The organism is Microbacterium sp. AG1240 (assembly GCF_003635115.1).
GTDB lineage: Bacteria > Actinomycetota > Actinomycetes > Actinomycetales > Microbacteriaceae > Microbacterium.
The window spans coordinates 1-17170 of record NZ_RBXJ01000001.1 but is presented as its reverse complement, the minus strand read 5'-3'; the positions used below and the strand labels follow the sequence as shown (position 1 = coordinate 17170).

17 protein-coding genes are annotated in these 17170 nt (G+C 70.6%); 11 read left to right on the top strand and 6 right to left on the bottom strand.

The window, feature by feature from the left end:
- The first annotated feature begins 60 nt into the window (after positions 1-60).
- The 4 genes from DEU34_RS00085 to DEU34_RS00070 are packed head-to-tail and all read left to right on the top strand — an operon-like array spanning position 61 to position 3571.
- The gene (locus DEU34_RS00085) at positions 61-816 is read left to right on the top strand and encodes a PIG-L deacetylase family protein (RefSeq protein WP_121147637.1); all 756 of its coding nucleotides are present in this window, start codon (positions 61-63) and stop codon (positions 814-816) included.
- A gap of 13 nt (positions 817-829) precedes the next feature.
- Positions 830-1531 carry a 4-carboxy-4-hydroxy-2-oxoadipate aldolase/oxaloacetate decarboxylase gene (locus DEU34_RS00080; protein WP_121147635.1) on the top strand — a complete coding sequence of 234 codons (702 nt, stop codon included), beginning with the start codon at positions 830-832 and terminating at the stop codon, positions 1529-1531.
- Entirely contained in the window at positions 1521-2591 is a 1071-nt protein-coding gene (locus DEU34_RS00075; RefSeq protein WP_259459973.1) for a 4-oxalomesaconate tautomerase, read from the top strand. The genes DEU34_RS00080 and DEU34_RS00075 overlap by 11 nt, the downstream gene beginning before the upstream one ends.
- 32 nt (positions 2592-2623) lie before the next feature.
- On the top strand, positions 2624-3571 hold the full coding sequence (locus tag DEU34_RS00070) for a VOC family protein (protein WP_121147633.1): 948 nt from the start codon (positions 2624-2626) through the stop codon (positions 3569-3571).
- A 115-nt stretch (positions 3572-3686) separates the two neighbouring features.
- Here DEU34_RS00070 and DEU34_RS00065 read toward each other — a convergent pair whose 3' ends face one another.
- The 3 genes from DEU34_RS00065 to DEU34_RS00055 all read right to left on the bottom strand — a co-directional run bounded on the left by DEU34_RS00065 (position 3687) and on the right by DEU34_RS00055 (position 7884).
- Positions 3687-4796 carry a 5-methyltetrahydropteroyltriglutamate--homocysteine S-methyltransferase gene (locus DEU34_RS00065; RefSeq protein WP_121147631.1) on the bottom strand — a complete coding sequence of 370 codons (1110 nt, stop codon included), beginning with the start codon at positions 4794-4796 and terminating at the stop codon, positions 3687-3689.
- A 98-nt stretch (positions 4797-4894) separates the two neighbouring features.
- Positions 4895-5755 carry a serine hydrolase gene (locus tag DEU34_RS00060; protein ID WP_121147628.1) on the bottom strand — a complete coding sequence of 287 codons (861 nt, stop codon included), beginning with the start codon at positions 5753-5755 and terminating at the stop codon, positions 4895-4897.
- A 134-nt stretch (positions 5756-5889) separates the two neighbouring features.
- Positions 5890-7884 (bottom strand): M13 family metallopeptidase, encoded by a 1995-nt coding sequence (locus tag DEU34_RS00055; RefSeq protein ID WP_121147626.1) that lies wholly within the window; start codon positions 7882-7884, stop codon positions 5890-5892.
- Positions 7885-7949: 65 nt separating this feature from the next.
- Here DEU34_RS00055 and DEU34_RS00050 point away from each other — a divergent pair, with 65 nt between their 5' ends.
- On the top strand, positions 7950-9278 hold the full coding sequence (locus DEU34_RS00050) for an MATE family efflux transporter (RefSeq protein ID WP_121147623.1): 1329 nt from the start codon (positions 7950-7952) through the stop codon (positions 9276-9278).
- A gap of 1 nt (position 9279) precedes the next feature.
- On the opposite strand, the gene DEU34_RS00045 is transcribed toward DEU34_RS00050, so the two are convergent.
- A complete protein-coding gene (locus DEU34_RS00045; RefSeq protein WP_259459972.1) occupies positions 9280-9912 on the bottom strand; it encodes an RNA methyltransferase in 633 nt (210 codons plus the stop codon).
- Positions 9913-10113: 201 nt separating this feature from the next.
- Here DEU34_RS00045 and DEU34_RS00040 point away from each other — a divergent pair, with 201 nt between their 5' ends.
- Positions 10114-11445 carry an Nramp family divalent metal transporter gene (locus tag DEU34_RS00040; RefSeq protein ID WP_183042285.1) on the top strand — a complete coding sequence of 444 codons (1332 nt, stop codon included), beginning with the start codon at positions 10114-10116 and terminating at the stop codon, positions 11443-11445.
- A gap of 9 nt (positions 11446-11454) precedes the next feature.
- Positions 11455-12105: a metal-dependent transcriptional regulator gene (locus DEU34_RS00035; protein WP_121147620.1), complete on the top strand. Its 651-nt coding sequence runs from the start codon at positions 11455-11457 to the stop codon at positions 12103-12105.
- Positions 12106-12108: 3 nt separating this feature from the next.
- Here the strand turns inward: DEU34_RS00035 and DEU34_RS00030 are convergent, their stop codons facing one another.
- Entirely contained in the window at positions 12109-13056 is a 948-nt protein-coding gene (locus tag DEU34_RS00030) for an SDR family NAD(P)-dependent oxidoreductase (protein ID WP_259459971.1), read from the bottom strand.
- 111 nt (positions 13057-13167) lie between these two features.
- Between DEU34_RS00030 and DEU34_RS00025 the strand changes: the two genes are divergently transcribed.
- Complete coding sequence (locus tag DEU34_RS00025) at positions 13168-13992, top strand: HAD-IIA family hydrolase (RefSeq protein ID WP_121147618.1); 825 nt, start codon at positions 13168-13170, stop codon at positions 13990-13992.
- Positions 13992-14564: a YdeI family protein gene (locus tag DEU34_RS00020; protein ID WP_121147615.1), complete on the top strand. Its 573-nt coding sequence runs from the start codon at positions 13992-13994 to the stop codon at positions 14562-14564. Before DEU34_RS00025 ends, DEU34_RS00020 begins: the two co-directional genes overlap by 1 nt.
- Positions 14565-14677: 113 nt before the next feature.
- On the opposite strand, the gene pyrE is transcribed toward DEU34_RS00020, so the two are convergent.
- Positions 14678-15271 carry an orotate phosphoribosyltransferase gene (gene pyrE / locus DEU34_RS00015; RefSeq protein ID WP_116648203.1) on the bottom strand — a complete coding sequence of 198 codons (594 nt, stop codon included), beginning with the start codon at positions 15269-15271 and terminating at the stop codon, positions 14678-14680.
- Between the two features lie 134 nt (positions 15272-15405).
- Here pyrE and DEU34_RS00010 point away from each other — a divergent pair, with 134 nt between their 5' ends.
- The gene (locus tag DEU34_RS00010) at positions 15406-16251 is read left to right on the top strand and encodes an exodeoxyribonuclease III (RefSeq protein ID WP_121147612.1); all 846 of its coding nucleotides are present in this window, start codon (positions 15406-15408) and stop codon (positions 16249-16251) included.
- Positions 16252-16325: 74 nt separating this feature from the next.
- A partial coding sequence (locus tag DEU34_RS00005; protein WP_121147610.1) for a DUF222 domain-containing protein occupies positions 16326-17170 on the top strand: 845 nt, incomplete at its 3' end.

Below are 17170 nucleotides of genomic sequence, written 5' to 3'. Positions count from 1 at the left end.
GGCAGCACCGTGCCCACCGATCGGTGGACGGACCGACCCACGACGGACAGGAGTCGACCCATGGCAGAGACCGCACCCGCCCTTCTCGTGGTGAGCGCACACGCCGGAGACTTCGTCTGGCGCGCCGGTGGAGCCATCGCCGCCGCGACGATGCGCGGCGAGCGCGCCACGGTCGTCTGCCTCAGCTACGGCGAGCGCGGCGAATCGGCGAGCCAGTGGCTCGCGGGCAAAGACCTCGACGAGATCAAGGCCACCCGTCGCGGTGAGGCCGAGGCCGCAGCATCCGCTCTCGGTGCCGACGTCGTCTTCCTCGACCTCGGCGACTACCCGCTGCGCGAATCCCCCGAGGCCGTGGCGGCGCTCGTCGACGTGTACCGCCGCGTGCAGCCCACGGTCGTACTCACCCACCCGCTCACCGATCCCTACAACGGCGACCACCCGGCCGCCGCCCGCATGGCGCTCGAAGCGCGGGTGCTGGCGCAGGCGATCGGCGTGGCGAACTCCGACGGCTCCTTCCCCACGAAGGACGACATCATCGGCGCGCCCCCGGTGTTCTTCTTCGAGCCGCATCAGCCGGAGCAGAGCGACTTCAAGCCGAACGTGCTGCTCGACATCACCGACGCGTTCCCGCTCAAGCGCGCGGCGATGGAGTGCCTCCCCGCCCAGAAGCACATGTGGTCGTACTACACCGACCTCGCGATCCGCCGGGGGGTGCAGGTCAAGCGCAACGCCGGACCCAACCTCGGGCTCGCGCACGACACGATGGGAGAGGCCTACATGCGCTACTTCCCGCAGGTCACCGGACACCTCGAATGAGCGGAGCATCCGAATGACCGGCGTCGTCGTCACCGACATCCAGAGGGCGGATGCTGCGGTGGCCGCCGCGCTCGCGGAGTTCGGCTCCGCCACCGTGCACGAGGCCATGGGGCGGATCGGCTACGCCGGCCCCCGGCTGCGGCCGATCCAGCAGGGCGCCCGCATCGCGGGGACGGCTATCACGGTCAGCGTGGCGCCGGGTGACAACCTCATGGTGCACGCGGCGATCGAGCAGGCCCGAGAGGGAGATGTGATCGTCGTGGTGCCCATCAGCGACTCGGCGTTCGGATTCATCGGCGACCTGATGGCCACGCAGATGAAGGCGCGCGGTGTGCGCGGCTACGTCACCACGGGCGGCGTGCGCGACACCCAGGAACTGCGCGAGATGGGCTTCCCGGTCTGGACCCGGCACGTCAGCGCGCAGGGCACCGTGAAAGACACCGCAGGTTCGGTGAACGTGCCCGTCATCCTCGACGACGTCGAGGTGCGCCCGGGCGACATCGTGGTCGCCGACGACGACGGCGTCACGATCGTGCCGCGGCGACGCGCCGAGGAGGCGCTCAGCGCATCCCGCGCACGCGCCGCGAAGGAGACCGCCAACCGCGCCCGCTATCTCTCGGGCGAGATCTCGATGGACCTCAACGGTCTGCGACCCGTGCTCGATGACCTCGGCGTCCGGTACGTGACACAGGAGGACCACGACGGTGGTCGCTGATCCCGTGCACGACGGCATCCGCTGCATGGTGCTGCGCGGCGGTACGTCGAAGGGCGCGTTCTTCCTCGCCGACGATCTGCCCTCCGATCCCGCGGACCGCGACGACCTGCTGCTGCGGATCATGGGCAGCCCCGACCCGACCCAGATCGACGGGCTCGGCGGCGCGCACCCGCTCACGTCGAAGGTCGCCGTCGTCTCGCTCTCGGACGCCCCGGGGATCGATCTCGACTACCTCTTCTTCCAGGTGTCCGTCGATGAACCCGTCGTCGGCACCGCGCAGACCTGCGGCAATCTGCTCGCCGCCGTCGGACCTTTCGCCGTGGAACGGGGCCTGACCCGCGCGATCGACGATCGCACGACCCTGCGCATCCGTCTCCTCAACACCGGGGATGTCGCCACGGTCGCGTTCGCGACCCCCGACGGCCGTGTCTCCTATGACGGCGACGTCGCGATCGACGGAGTGCCGGGCACCGCGGCCGGCATCGACATCGACCTCACCGGCGGCGACAAACCGCTGCTTCCGACGGGTTCGGTCTCGGACGAGATCGCCGGGCACCGCGTGACGCTGATCGACAACGGCATGCCCGTGGTGCTGCTGCGGGCCGACGAGTTCGGCGTCGACGGCGACGAGTCGCCGGCCGACCTCGAGGAGCGCGCGGATCTGCGCGACGAGATCGAGCGCATACGCCTGGCCGCCGGCCCCCTCATGGGGCTCGGCGACGTCTCGCAGCAGACCGTCCCGAAGATGTTCCTGCTCTCGGCCCCGCGCGGCGATGGCGCCATCTCGACGCGCGCGTTCATCCCGTCGCGCGTGCACACGTCGATCGGGGTGTTGATGGCGGCCTCCGTCGCGGCGGGAATCCGCATCCCGGGCGCGGTCGGCAGCGACCTCGCCCGTATCGCCGACGACGCCACCACCGCCGTCGAGCATCCCACCGGCACGTTCCCCGCCGCCGTGACCGTCACCCGCACCGGCGAGACCTGGCGCGCGTCGTCGGCGTCGGTGCGCACCGCCCGCAAGATCTTCGACGGCACGGTCTTCGCCCGACCGCGTCGCTGAACCCTGTTCGCCCGTCAGAGAGGACCCGCACCATGACCGACTCCACCGCATTCGACGTCGCCCACATCGGCAGCGTCGAACTGCTCACCCCCGAGTTCGACAAGAGCCTGTGGTTCTTCCGCGACCTCCTCGCCATGCGCGTCGTCGCCGAGGAGGGCGGCTCGACGTTCCTGCGCACCTGGGACGAATACGAGCTGTACACGATCAAGCTCACCCCCTCGGATGCTGCGGGCGTCGGGCGCACGACCTTCCGCGCGTCGTCGCCCGAGGCCCTCGAGCGCCGGGTCGCCGCGATCGAGGCCACGGGCCTGGGCGAAGGCTGGGTAGACGGCGAGGTGGGAACGGGTCGCACGTTCATGTTCCGCGACCCCGACGGCCACTCGATGGGCATCTACTACGAGACCGAGCGCTACGTCGCCACCGATGACAAGCCCGCGCTGAAGAATCAGGCCTCGGCCTTCCCCGGCCGAGGCGTCAACGCCCGGCGCCTCGACCACATCAACTACCTCGCGAAAGACGTCGAGGCCAACGGCGAGTTCCTGGCCGACGCGCTCGCGATGCGCGAGAGCGAGCGCATCCGCAACGACGACGGCAAGTTCGCCGCGTGGTGGTTCCACTTCTCGCTGAAGTCCTATGACGTCGTCTACTCCGACGACTGGACCAAGCACGGCAACCGCCTGCACCACATCGCGTTCGCCCCCGACACCCGCGAGGACATCCTCAAGGCCGCCGACATCTTCCTCGAGAACGGCATCCACATCGAATCGGGCCCCCACAAGCACGCCATCAACCAGACGTTCTTCCTCTACGTGTGGGAGCCGGGCGGCAACCGCATCGAGTTCGCCAACGCGGGTGCGCGTCTGCTGCTCGACCCCGACCAGCCGGTCGTGGAGTGGAGCCAGGAGGAGCGCAAGAAGGGCCAGGCGTGGGGCATGAAGACCATCGAGTCGTTCCACACCCACGGCACCCCGATCGTCTGACGCTCGGGCTTCACCCGCGCAGCATCCGCTTCGCCGGCCCCTTCACAGTCCAAGACACCCGGACGCGCAGCTCACGCGCTCCGGGTGTCTTGGGCTTTCAGCGCAAGAGGGGCGCTCAGCCCCAGACGGAGTCGGCGATCTCGACCACCGAGCGGATCTTCGCCCACTGCTGATCCTCGGTGAGCGTGTTGCCCTCCTCGGTCGAGGCGAAGCCGCACTGGGGGCTCAGCGCGAGCTGCTCCAGAGGGGCGAAGGCGGATGCTTCGTCGATGCGCCGGCGGATGGCGCCGGCGTCTTCGAGCTCTCCCGTCTTGGTGGTGATGAGCCCGAGCTCGACGACCTTGTCGCCGGCGGGCAGGAAGCGCAGCGGCTCGAACCCGCCGGCGCGCTCGGAGTCGTACTCGAGGAAGTATCCGTCGTACGCGGTGTTGCCGAGGAGCTGTTCGGCGACGGGCTCGTAGCCGCCCGACGAGATCCAGGTGGAGCGGAAGTTGCCGCGACAGACGTGGGTGGTGACGACGAGGTCGTCGGGCTTGCCGTCGAGGATGCGGTTGAGCAGGGTCGCATAGCGCTCGGCGATACCGTCGGTGTCGATCCCGCGGTCACGCGCCTTCGCCAGCTCGACGTCGGAGCAGAGATACGCCCAGGCGGTGTCGTCGAACTGCAGGTAGCGCGCACCGGCGTCGTAGAAGGCGGCGAGCGCGTCGCGGTAGGCGCTCACCAGGTCGTCGGTGATCGCGTCGCGTCCGTCATAGGTGGCGTCGATGTGGCCCGGCTCGAGCCGGAAGTCGAGCACGGTGGGGGCGGGGATCGTGAACTTCGGGGTCAGGCCCGTTCCGGCGACGTCGTCCTGCAGCGCGCGGTAGTGCGCGAGGAACGGGTGGTCGGCGGGGAAACCGATGGGTCCGGAGATCTCGATGCCGCGCGGACGGGTCTGCACGCCCTGGAACTGGATGCCGTGGTCGAGCTCTACGATCTCCACGCCGTCGAGCAGACCGAAGAAGTCGAAGTGCCACCACGACCGGCGGAACTCGCCGTCGGAGGCGACCTGGAGACCGTTCTCGGCCTGGCGGGCGACGAGGTCGACGACCGCGGCATCCTCCGCCGCGCGCAGCGCGTCGTCCGAGAGGTCGCCCGCCGCGTACCGGGCACGAGCCTCGGCGAGAGCCGCAGGACGGAGGAAACTACCGACGATGTCGGCGCGGAACGGAGGGTTGACGGTCATGCAGCGATGCTACTGAGCGGCACGCGTTCGCGTCGCACCGGCCGACGCGCGACGTCATCGACGCCGCACACCGCGGCTCGCGGCGATGAGCGGGCCGGTCAGTACACGTACTCCATGAGTTCGACGCCCAGAGTGCGGAACGCGTCGTGAGCGCGCAGCCGGTGCGTGATCGACAGGTCGTCGAAGCAGACGATGAGTGCGTACGCGACACCCGCCCGGGGCCCGGCGAGCACTCCGGCCTCGGCACGCACGCCGGCGCTGCGGCCGGTCTTGTTCACGAACAGCAGCTCGTGCTCATCGTGCTCGTGGGCGAACGGGTCCAGCCCCGTGGCCGACGCCACGAGGCTCAGATCGTGGTTGAGACTCAACCACTCCGAGACCTGCGCGCTGACCCCGGGGCTCACGGCCTGGGAGTTCACGAGCGCCGAGAACAGCTGCGCCAGCTCGCGCGCCGAGGCGAGCGCCACCTGGGGTGCGTCGTCGGGCCCGCGCGCGTCGCGGAACCGGTCGAGCAGCGCCGACCGGTCCAGACCCAACGACTCGATCCGGGCGCGCACCGCGGGCAGACCGACCCGCTCGAGGAGCGCGTTGGTCGCGAGCGCGTCGCCCGCGGCGGCCGCCAGCACGGCCGCGTCGATCAGCGGCAGGGCGGGGATCTTCAGGTGCTGCCAGATGCCCGCGACGCCCACCTGCTCAAGGCCCGCCCGATCGACGATCTCGAGCGGATCGAGGCGTCCCTCCTCGAAGGCCGCCGCCACCTCGATCAGGAGCGGGACCACGCCGAGACCTCCGACCGGGTGCGTGTCGAAGTCGTCGCCGGCGAGCACCGGGGTGCCGCGATCGAGGTCGTCCACACGCACCGACACGCGGGCACCCGACGCCGCCACGGCGTCGAGCGCGCGCAACGTCGACGTGAACGACCTCGCCGCGGAGCGTGCGCGACGCGGCGAACCCCGCATCTCCGTACGATCCGACGCCCGCAGCGGGGCGGCATCACGCGGAGAGTCGGCAGACGTGCCCACGGCGGCCCCCCTCTCCGGTCCGGTCAATCGCTCGACGGTCGATGCAGCATCCGGATCTCACCAGACGCGGGTTACCAGATGGTGACCCGACGGTCGGGGTCGAGCCACAGGTCGTCGGCCTCGGTGACGTCGAACGCGTCGTAGAACGCGTCGATGTTGCGCACGATCTGGTTGCAGCGGAACTCGTTCGGCGAGTGCGGATCGATCGTGAGGAGGCGGATCGTCTCGGCGTCGCGCCCCTTCTGCTGCCAGACCTGCGCCCAGCTGATCAGCAGGCGCTGGATGCCGGTGAGACCGTCGACGACCGGGGCCTCCGCGGGGGCGTCGTCGGAGACGGCAGCGCCCGACGACGGCAGCGACAGGCGGTAGGCGCGGATGGCGATGCCGAGGCCCCCCAGGTCGCCGATGTTCTCGCCGATCGTGAGCTCGCCGTTGACCTTGTGCTCGTCCGACAGTCCGCGCGGCACGAGCTCGTCGTACTGGTCGATGAGGGCGCGCGTGCGCTGCTCGAAAGCGGTGCGGTCGGCGTCGGTCCACCAGTCGCGGAGCGACCCGTCGCCGTCGAAGCGGCTGCCCTGGTCGTCGAAGCCGTGCCCCAGCTCGTGACCGATCACGGCGCCGATGCCGCCGTAGTTCGCCGCCGCGTCGCGGTCGGCGTCGAAGAACGGGTACTGCAGGATCGCCGCGGGGAAGACGATCTCGTTCATCAGAGGGTTGTAGTAGGCATTCACCGTCTGCGGCGTCATCAGCCATTCGTCGCGGTCGATCGGCTGCCCGACCTTCCCGAGCTGGCGGTCGTGCTCGAACACGTGCGCCCGGCGCACGTTGCCGACCAGGTCTGTCGCGTCGACCTCGAGGCCGGAGTAGTCGCGCCACTTCACCGGGTAGCCGATCTTCGGCGTGAAGGCGTCGAGCTTGGCGAGCGCGCGCTCGCGCGTCTCGGGGCTCATCCACTCGAGGTCGGAGATCGACTGCCGGTAGGCCTCGATGAGGTTCGCGACCAGCTCGTCCATGGCCTCCTTCGCCGACGGCGGGAAGTGCCGCTCGACGTAGACACGGCCCACGGCCTCGCCCAGGGCCGCCTCCACGAGGCTGACCCCGCGCTTCCACCGCTCGCGGTTCACGGGCACGCCGGTGAGCTGCGTGCCGTAGAACGCGAAGTTCTCGGCGACGAACTCGTCGCTGAGGAACGCGGCGGCGGCGTGCACGATCTTGAAGCGCAGCCACGCCTTCCAGTCGTCGATCCGCTCGGCGGTGAGCACCGTCTGCAGCGCTTCGACGAAGCTGGGCTGGTAGAGCACGACCTCGGAGAAGGCGTCGGCGTGCCCGGGCGCGATCGCGTCGAGCCAGGGTCCGAGGTCGACGCCGGCGAGCGCGACGGTCTCGTCCCAGGTGCGCAGGTTGTAGGTGGCGACCGCGTCGCGGCTGCGCACCTTGTCCCAGTGGTGCGCGGCGATGTCGGCCTCGAGGGCGAAGACGCGGTCGGCGGATGCTGCGGGCTCGGCGACACCCGCGAGGCCCAGGATGCGCTCGATGTGGGCGCGGTAGGCCGTGCGCACGTCGGCGAAGTTGTCGAGGCGGTAGTAGCTCTCGTCGGGGAGCGAGAGCCCGCCCTGGATGACGAAGGGCACGTAGCGCTGCGGATTGCCCGGATCGGGCTCGACGTAGAGCTCGATCAGGCCGTTGACGCCGTCGCGCTCGAGCCCGCCCACGGTGCGCAGGAACGACGCGACGTCGTGGACGTCGTCGACGAGCGCGAGCTGATCGGCGATGGGGGCCGCCCCGAGATCGGCGATGCGCGCGGTGTCGGTGAAGCTGGCGAAGAGGTCGCCGATCTTGCGGGTCTCAGTGCCGGGCTCAGCATCCTGCGACTCCTCGATGATCGTGCGCACGTGGCTCTCGGCCTGCTCGGCCAGCACGTGGAAGGCGCCCCACCGAGCCTTGTCGTCGGGGATCTCGGTGCGGTCGAGCCACTGCCCGTTGACGTAGCGGAAGAGGTCGTCCTGGGGGCGGATCTCGTCGCTCAGCTCGTCGAGCGCGAGACCGGAGCGGGGGGAATCGGTCATGCGACAAGGATAGGCGCGCCGCTGCGGAGTCGGCTGGGAACGGCGAGGACTCTACGCTCGAAGCCGTGACAGCCGACACGCTCAACCGCGACATCCTGCGCCTCGCCGTGCCGGCGCTCGGGGCCCTCGTCGCCGAGCCGCTCTTCCTCATCGTCGACTCGGCGCTGATCGGCCACCTCGGAGTCGACCCGCTCGCCGGTCTCGGCATCGCCGGCGCGGTGCTGCAGACGATCGTCGGGCTGATGGTCTTCCTCGCCTACTCGACGACCCCCGCGGTCGCCCGGCGCTTCGGCGCCGGTGATCCGACCCGCGCGGTGTCGGTCGGCATCGACGGCATGTGGCTTGCGCTGTGCATCGGAGCGCTGTTGGCCCTGGCAGGCTCGCTCGCCACCCCGTTCCTCGTCGGACTCTTCCGCGCGCCCGAGAGCGTGGCGATGCAGGCCGAGATCTACCTCGGCGTCTCGATGTGGGGGCTGCCCGCGATGCTCATCGTCTTCGCCGCGACCGGACTCCTCCGCGGCATGCAGAACACCGTCACGCCCCTGTGGATCGCCGGCGTCGGCTTCGCCGCGAACGCCCTCCTGAACGGCCTGTTCATCTACGGCTTCGGGTGGGGGATCGCCGGTTCGGCCGTCGGAACCGTCATCGCCCAGTGGTCGATGGTCGGGGCGTACGTCGTCGTGGTCGGTCGCCTCGCGCGCAGGCACGCCGCATCCGTGCGCCCGCAGAGCGAGGGCGTGCGCGGCTCCGCGGTGTCGGGGGGATGGATGCTGCTGCGCACCGTCAGCCTGCGCGCGGCCCTCCTCGCCACCGTCGTCGTCGCCACCGGGCTCGGCGCACCGGAGCTGGCGGGATGGCAGGTCGTCTTCACCATCTTCTCCACCGCCGCGTTCGCCCTCGACGCCCTCGCCATCGCCGCGCAGGCCCTGGTCGGGAAAGGACTCGGCGCCGAAGACCCCCGGGGCGTGCAGCGGGTGCTCCGGCGCACGACGGCGTGGGGCCTGTGGTTCGGAGTCGTCGTGGGCGGGGCGATCGCAGCTCTCTCCGGTGTGATCGGGCTCGTCTTCACCGGCGACCCGGCGATCGCCGCGCTCATCCAGCCGGCGCTGCTCATCCTCGCCGTCGCGCAGCCGGTCGCCGCCGTGGTGTTCGTGCTCGACGGCGTGCTGATCGGCGCCGGTGACGCGCGCTACCTCGCCGTCGTCGGGGGGCTGAACCTCGTCGCCTTCGCGCCCGCGCTGGTGCTGGTCGCCGTGCTGGGCCCGACCGACGCGAGCGGCCTCGCCTGGCTTGCGGTGACGTTCTTCGGGGTCTACATGCTCGCGCGGCTCGCGACCCTGGGCTGGCGGGTGCGCGGTACCGCCTGGATGACGGTCGGCGCGGCCCGGGCCTGACCTACTGCGCCCAGCGGCGGCTCCACTCGTACATCACGACCGCCGCGGCGGCCGAGGCGTTGAGAGACCGCGTCGACCCGTACTGGGTGATCTCGACGACGCCGGATGCGGCGGCGACCGCCTCGGGAGAGAGCCCGGGCCCCTCTTGACCGAACAGCAGCACGCAGGCCTCGGGGAGCTCGGCGCGGTCGACCGGAACCGAGCCGTCGACGTTGTCGACCGCGATGACCGGCAGCGAGGCGGCTTCGGCCCAGGCGACGAACGTCGCGACGTCTTCGTGGTGGCGCACGTGCTGGTACCGGTCGGTCACCATCGCGCCACGGCGGTTCCACCGACGCTTGCCGATGATGTGCACCTCCGCGGCGAGGAACGCGTTGGCACTGCGCACGATCGACCCGATGTTGAGGTCGTGCTGCCAGTTCTCGATCGCGACGTGGAACGGGTGGCGCCGCTCGTCGAGATGGGCGACGATGGCCGCCATCGTCCAGTAGCGGAACTCGTCGACGACGTTGCGCCGGTCGCCCTTCGCGAGCAGCTCCGGGTCGTACCGCGGATCGTCGGGCCACTCGCCCTGCCACGGCCCCACCCCGTGCGCGACCTCGGCCTCGGGTTCGGTCAGGCCGTCAGCATCCACCGCCTCAGGCTACCCGCGCTCGCCTCTGCCGGAATGTGGCGCATTCCTGCGACCGACCCCATCGATTCGTAGCGTCGGTCGCCGGAATCTGGCGCATTCTTCTCGCACGACGGCGGCGAGCGGCCGGTGGAGTCGCCGAAGAGCGGATGCGGCGCCGCACGCGGTGTTTTCGGTGGACCGAAATATGGCTAAGGTTTCGGTATGCCGAAAAGCGATGTCGCACTGGCGCGAGCTCCCCGCACCACCCGGCCCCCGCGCGCCGCGTGGCTGATCGGCCCCGCCCTCGTCGCGGGGGTCGCCTACCTCGACCCGGGCAACGTCGCGAGCAACATGACCGCGGGCGCCGTCTTCGGCTACCTGCTCGTCTGGGTCGTCGTGCTCGGCAACGTCATGGCCTGGCTCATCCAGTACCTCTCGGCCAAACTCGGCATCGTCACGGGCGAGAGCCTGCCCGAGGCGCTGGGCCACAGGATCCGTCGCCCGTGGGTGCGGCGCGCGTACTGGCTGCAGGCCGAACTGGTGGCGATGGCGACCGACATCGCCGAGGTCATCGGCGGCGCGGTCGCCCTGAACCTGCTGTTCGGCGTGCCGCTCCTGTGGGGCGGGGTCATCACCGGCGCGGTCTCGATGGCGTTGCTGGTCGTGCAGTCGCGGCGAGGTGCGCGCCCCTTCGAAGTCGTGATCGTCGGACTCCTGGCCATCATCGCCATCGGCTTCATGTTCGGCGTCTTCATCGCCCCGCCCGACCCCGCCGGTGTCGTCGGGGGTCTCGTGCCCCGGTTCGAGGACTCGCAGTCGGTGCTGCTCGCCGCATCCATCCTCGGCGCCACGATCATGCCCCACGCGATCTACGCCCACTCCGCGCTCGCCCGTGATCGTTTCGATCCGGCGGGCGCCGCCGACGCGAGGCGGGCGGGCACCCCGACCGAGCGCGAGCGCAAGACCGCGCGCGACGGCCTCGAGAAGGCTCGGGGCATCGGGACCGCCCGGCTGCTCCGCGCCACGCGGTGGGACGTCACGATCGCCCTCGCCATCGCCGGAACCGTCAACCTCGCGATCCTGCTGCTGGCGGCCGCGAATCTCGCCGGCGTGCCGGGCACCGACACGCTCGAGGGGGCCTACGGCGCCCTCCGCGACGGCATCGGGCCACTCGTGGCCACCCTCTTCGCGGTCGGTCTGCTCGCGAGCGGCCTCGCGTCGACCTCCGTCGGGGCCTACGCGGGCGCCGAGATCATGCACGGCCTGCTGCGCATCCGGGTGCCGCTGCTCGCGCGGCGTCTGGTCACGCTCGCCCCGGCCCTGGTCATCCTCGGCCTCGGCGTCGACCCCACCCTCGCCCTCGTCCTGAGCCAGGTCGTGCTGTCGTTCGGCATCCCGTTCGCGCTGATCCCGCTCGTCGCCCTGACCGCGAAACGCGAGGTGCTGGGGCGGTTCCGCAACCGCTTCATCACGACGGCGGCCGGGGTCGCCGCATCCGTGTTCCTCATCGCCCTGAACGGCCTGCTGCTCTGGCTGGTGCTGACGGGCGGTTAGCCTGTTCGCGTGGCTTCCCCTGCCGTCGACGACTATCTGAAGACGATCTACCACCACACCGAGTGGCAAGACAGTCGCATCACCCCGTCGCAACTCGCGGCCGTGCTGGGGCTCGCGCCCTCGAGCGTCACGGAGATGGTCAAGAAGCTCGCCGCCCTCGACCTCGTCACCCATCGCCCCTACGGCCCGGTCTCGCTCACCGATCTCGGCGAGCGCCGTGCGGCCGCCGTCATCCGCCGCCACCGCCTCATCGAGACCTGGCTCGTGCGCGACTTCGGCTACTCGTGGGACGAAGTGCACGACGAGGCCGACGTGCTCGAGCACTCGCTCAGCGACCGGCTGCTGGAGCGGATCGACGAACGCCTCGGGCATCCCCGCTTCGATCCCCACGGCGACGCGATCCCCGACGCGGACGGCGCCGTGCACCGCGAGCCGTTCGTGCTGCTCGCCGACGCGCAACCCGGTCACCGGGGGCGCGTACTGCGGGTCAGCGACCGCGACTCCGCACTGCTGCGCGCGCTGGTCGACGTGGGCATCGACGTCGACGTCGAGCTCGAGGTCGAGGATGCGACCTCGGTGCGAGTGGATGCTGCGCGGGTCGCGCTGCCCGACGGCGCGGCGGATGCGGTGTGGCTCAGTCGAACGGGCGACGCCGACTGACGGTCACCGCGCCGCGCGCGCGGCTTTCGCGAACGGCCACCGCACGCCGGTCGCCTCTTCGCTCACGGCCCAGAGACGCTCGCCCACGGCGGGGTCGCGCGTGAGGGCCGGCGCCGTGGCGGGACGCGGGGCTCCTCGCGTGATCTGAGCCGGGCCCCAGTACGACCCTCCCTCGGCGCCGGCGTCGACGAGCGCGCGCACGAGCGGCCACGCGCCCTCCTCCTTCGACTGCGTGAGCGGCGCCTGCAGGTTGGCGAGGAAGCGCTTCGCGCGAGTGGGCTCGTTGACGTCGCGGATGCCGGCGGTGCGGCCGCTCAGCGAATAACCGGGGTGGGCGACGAGGCTCCTCACCGGCACGCCCGTCGCGCGCAGCCGCCGGTCGGACTCGAAGGCGAGCGCGGTCGTCGCCACCTTCGACTGCACGTACGCCCGCCACGGCGTGTACCCGGTGGTCAGTTGCGGGTCGACGGGGTCGTAGTTCCACATCGAGGTCGACATGCTGCCCACCCAGACCATGCGTCCCCGCGCCGCCGCCAGGGGCTGCAGCAGCTCCCCGGCGAGCGCGAAGTGTCCGAGCACGTTCGTCGCGAGGATCAGCTCGTTACCGTCGACCGTCTCGCGGGTCTTCGGCGGGTGCACCACACCGGCGTTAAGCAGCAGGCCGTCGAGGGCCCCGCGGGCGCGCAGTGTCGCGGCGGCGGCCCGCACCGACCCGAGTTTGCTGGTGTCGAGGAGGAGGGTCTCGACCGATGCGTCGGGCACCCGACGCACGAGCGCGGCGCGCGCGGTGACGAGCCGGTTCGGGTGGCGCCCGGTGAGCACGACGTGGGCCCCCGCGCGCGCGAGCTGCTCGCAGGCGAAGAACCCGAGCCCCCGGGTCGCGCCGGTCACCGCGAACGTGCGTCCCGTCAGGTCGGGAAGCTGTCGAGGGTTCCACTCCGCTCGCGTCACACCGTCGACGATATCGGCGTGGACGGCCGCGATCGAGGTATGTCGCCGACGGCATGGAACTGGTAGGGAACCCACCCTGCGGTGGCTGAGCCCGGGGTCTAGGCTGAGCCCATGCGGACCCGGGGCGACATCGAGTGCTGGCTGACCGATATGGACGGCGTGCTCGTGCATGAGAACGTGCCCATTCCGGGGGCGGCCGACCTTCTCGCGCAGTGGCGCGAAGAGGGGACCCCCTTCCTCGTGCTCACGAACAACTCGATCTACACGCCCCGCGACCTGAGCGCCCGGCTGCGAGCGTCGGGGCTCGAGGTGCCCGAAGCATCCATCTGGACCTCCGCCCTCGCGACCGCCGACTTCCTGAAGTCGCAGAAACCCGGCGGCACGGCGTTCGTGATCGGCGAGGTCGGCCTGACCACCGCGCTGCACGAGGCCGGCTTCATCATGACCGAGACCGACCCCGACTACGTCGTCGTCGGCGAGACGCGCAACTACTCGTTCGAGGCGATCACGAAGGCGATCCGCTTCATCGGCGCCGGCGCCCGCTTCATCGCGACGAACCCCGACGCGACCGGCCCGTCGACCGAGGGGGTCCTGCCCGCGACCGGTGCGATCTCCGCGCTGATCACGAAGGCCATCGGCAAGGAGCCCTACGTCGTCGGCAAGCCGAACCCGATGATGTTCCGCTCGGCGCTGAACCGCATCGGTGCGCACTCCGAGAACACGGGCATGATCGGCGACCGCATGGACACCGACGTCGTCGCCGGCATCGAGGCGGGACTGCACACGGTGCTCGTGCTCACCGGCATCAGCGACCAGGCCGAGATCGACCGCTACCCCTTCCGACCCGACGAGATCCTCGGCTCGGTCGCCGACCTGGTGCGGTCGGAGCCGATCGAGATCGAACTGAGCGAGTCGGAGCTTCCGGACGGACTCTGATGGGGGCACTCGACGACGGAGAGCGCGTGGTCGCCGCGGACGGCGACGCGTGGCGCGCATGGCTCGCCCTCCATCACGAGAGCTCGCGGGGGGCCTGGCTGGTTCGAGGACGGTCGGGTTTCGCTGACCGCCATGTGGCCTACGAAGACGCGATCCTGCACGCGCTGTGCTTCGGATGGGTGGACGGCCCGGTGCGCGTCTTCGACGAAGAGACGTCGGGGCTCTGGTTCGCGCCACGTCGCCCCTCGAGCGGGTGGGCCGCCACGAACAAGGCGCGCATCGCTCGCCTCGAGGCCGAGGGCCTCCTGCAGCCCGCCGGAGTGCGCGCCATCGAGACGGCCAAGCGCAACGGCGCGTGGGAGATGCTTGACGGACCCGAAGCCGGTATCGAGCCACCGGAGTTGACCGCGGCGCTCGACGCGAACCCCGAAGCGCGCACCCGGTGGAACGCGTTTCCGTCTTCGACGAAGAAGTTCGGGCTCACCCAGATCGCCATGGCGAAGCGGCCCGAGACCCGCGCCGCGCGCATCGCACGGATCGTCGCCGACGCGGCGCAAGGAAAGAGGCCCTGATGGACGACCGCACCGCGATCCTGCTCGTCTCGTTCGTGATCCTCGCGACGACGCTGGTGGTGTTCGTCGTGCAGTGGGTGCGCTCGCGCCGCGACCGCGACGACGACTGACCCCTATTGCGGGGCGAGCCCGAGGTCGTCGAGGTCGATCGCGGCGAGCCACGTCAGACCGGCCGCCTCGACCGCGGCCTGCGCGCCGGTCTTGCGGTCGACGATCACCGCGACGGCCAGAACCTCGGCGCCCTCTTTGCGGAGCGCCTCGACCGCCTTCAGCGCCGACTGCCCGGTGGTCGAGGTGTCTTCGACGACGATCACGCGCGCACCGGCGACCTCCGCGCCCTCGATCTGACGGCCTCGGCCGTGGTCTTTGGGCTCCTTGCGCACGACGAACGCGTCGACCGGGTCGCCGGCGCGGGCGGACTCGTGCAGCACCGCGTTGGCGATCGGGTCGGCCCCCAGGGTGAGTCCGCCGACCGCCGAGATGTCGCTCCAGGTCTCGCCGAGCCCCTGACGCATGAGGTCGAGCATGATGCGCCCGATCGCGGGAGCCGCGCGGTGATCGAGCGTGAGCTTGCGCATGTCGACGTAGTACGTCGCCTTCTTGCCGCTCGAGAGGGTGAAGTCGCCGTGGAAGACGGCCTCCTCCCCGATCAGGGCGATCAGAGCCTGGCGGTCGGCTTCGAGCTCGGGCGTGGAGGCGACGGTCATGCTCCGAGCCTAGAGCCCGCAGCATCCGTCGAGTGTGCCCGAAACCGCCGACCGCGCCCCCTTCTTCGCGCACCTCTGGCCGAAAGCGGCACTCTCGGCGGGGCCGACGTGGCCGCGGTCGTAGGCTGGAAAGCATGCGCCTGGCCACCTGGAACGTCAACTCGATCCGCGCCCGCGTGACCCGCACCGTCGAGTTCGCCGTGCGCGAGCACATCGACGTGCTGGCCATGCAGGAGATCAAGTGCAAGAACGAGCAGTTCCCCTACGCGCAGTTCGAGGATGCCGGCTACCACGTCGTCGCCCACGGCCTGAACCAGTGGAACGGCGTCGCGATCGCGAGCCGTGAGCCGATCACCGACGTCGAGATCGGGTTCCCGGGGATGCCCGGTTTCGCCAAGGGGCACGAGGGTCCGGATGCTCCGCAGGAAGCGCGTGCGATCGGCGCGACGATCGGCGGGGTCAAGGTCTGGAGCCTCTACGTGCCGAACGGGCGGGCGCTCGACGACCCGCACTACATCTACAAGCTCGACTGGCTGAGCGCGCTGCAGGAGTACGCCGCCTCGACGCTGGCGCAGACGCCCGATCTGGCGCTCGCCCTCACCGGTGACTTCAACATCGCCCCGACCGATGCCGACAACGGCGCGCCCGGTGTTGTCGTCGGAAAGACCACCCACGTCTCGCCGCCCGAGCGGGCGGCCTTCGCCGCCCTGGAGTCGGCCGGCCTCACCGATGTCGTTCGCCCGCTCGTTCCGACAGGCTTCACGTACTGGGACTACAAGCAGCTGGCTTTCCCCCGCAACGAGGGGCTGCGCATCGACTTCATCCTCGGCTCCCACACGTTCGCCGACGCCGTGCGCGGCGCCGAGATCCACCGCAATGAGCGCAAGGGCGAGGTGCCGAGCGATCACGTACCCGTGGTCGTCGACCTCGATCTGACCTCGGCGGAGGACGACGACGATCGGCCGATGATCTTCGGCTGAGTCGCCCGCTGCGGGGTTTTCCACAGGCGCCTGCTTCCCGGGCGGGTGTCGTACCTTTGTTCTAGAATGTAAGCATGTTCTCGAACGGTGGGACCCCGGCTGGCGGTGAGGCATGGCGCGATGCCGATGCCCCGCAGCCGGAGGCCGATCGCTCGGAGTGGCCCGACGAGCGCGACTGGTTCGAAGAGCACGAGTGGTTCGACGTCGACGTCGATCCGGTCGCGGCGGGGCGTGATGGGTTGGATGCGGTGGCGGATGTGTCGACGTTGATGTCGGTGTTCGCGGCGCAACGGTTCGAGCGGGTCGAGGGCCTCCGTCGGGAGGCGATGGCGGAGGCGGCGGTGTTCCGGGGGACGACGACGGAGATCGTGATGCGGTCCCTGCGGCTCGAGCTCGCGACGGTTTTGCAGGTCACGGAGCACATCGCGGAACGGATGCTGGGCACCGCTGACGGTCTCGTGAACCGGTACCCGGTGATGCTCGACGCCCTGTCGCATGCGCGGACGACGGAGCGGCACGCGGACGTTTTCGTCGACCTCGTCGATCGGGTCGAGCCGGAGCTGCGTGACCAGGTGGTGCCGCTCGCCGTCGACCTCGCGACGACCCACGCACTGGGGGCGTTCCGCCGGTTGCTGCGGAAGCTGGTCGACACGGTGCGGGCCGCGACGCTCAGTGAGCGGCATGCGGAGGCGGTGCGGGAGCGGCGGGTGGTGGTGCAGCCGGGGGAGGACGGGATGAGCTGGGTGATGCTCTATACCTCCGCCGTGAAGGCCCACGCGATCCAGCACCGCGCGACCGCGATCGCACACGCCCTCGCCGACCAGGACGGCGAAGAACGCTCTCTCGACGAACTCCGCGCCGACGTGATGGTCGATCTTCTCGTCGACGGCGACGTGCCCGCCCACCCCGACGCGGCACG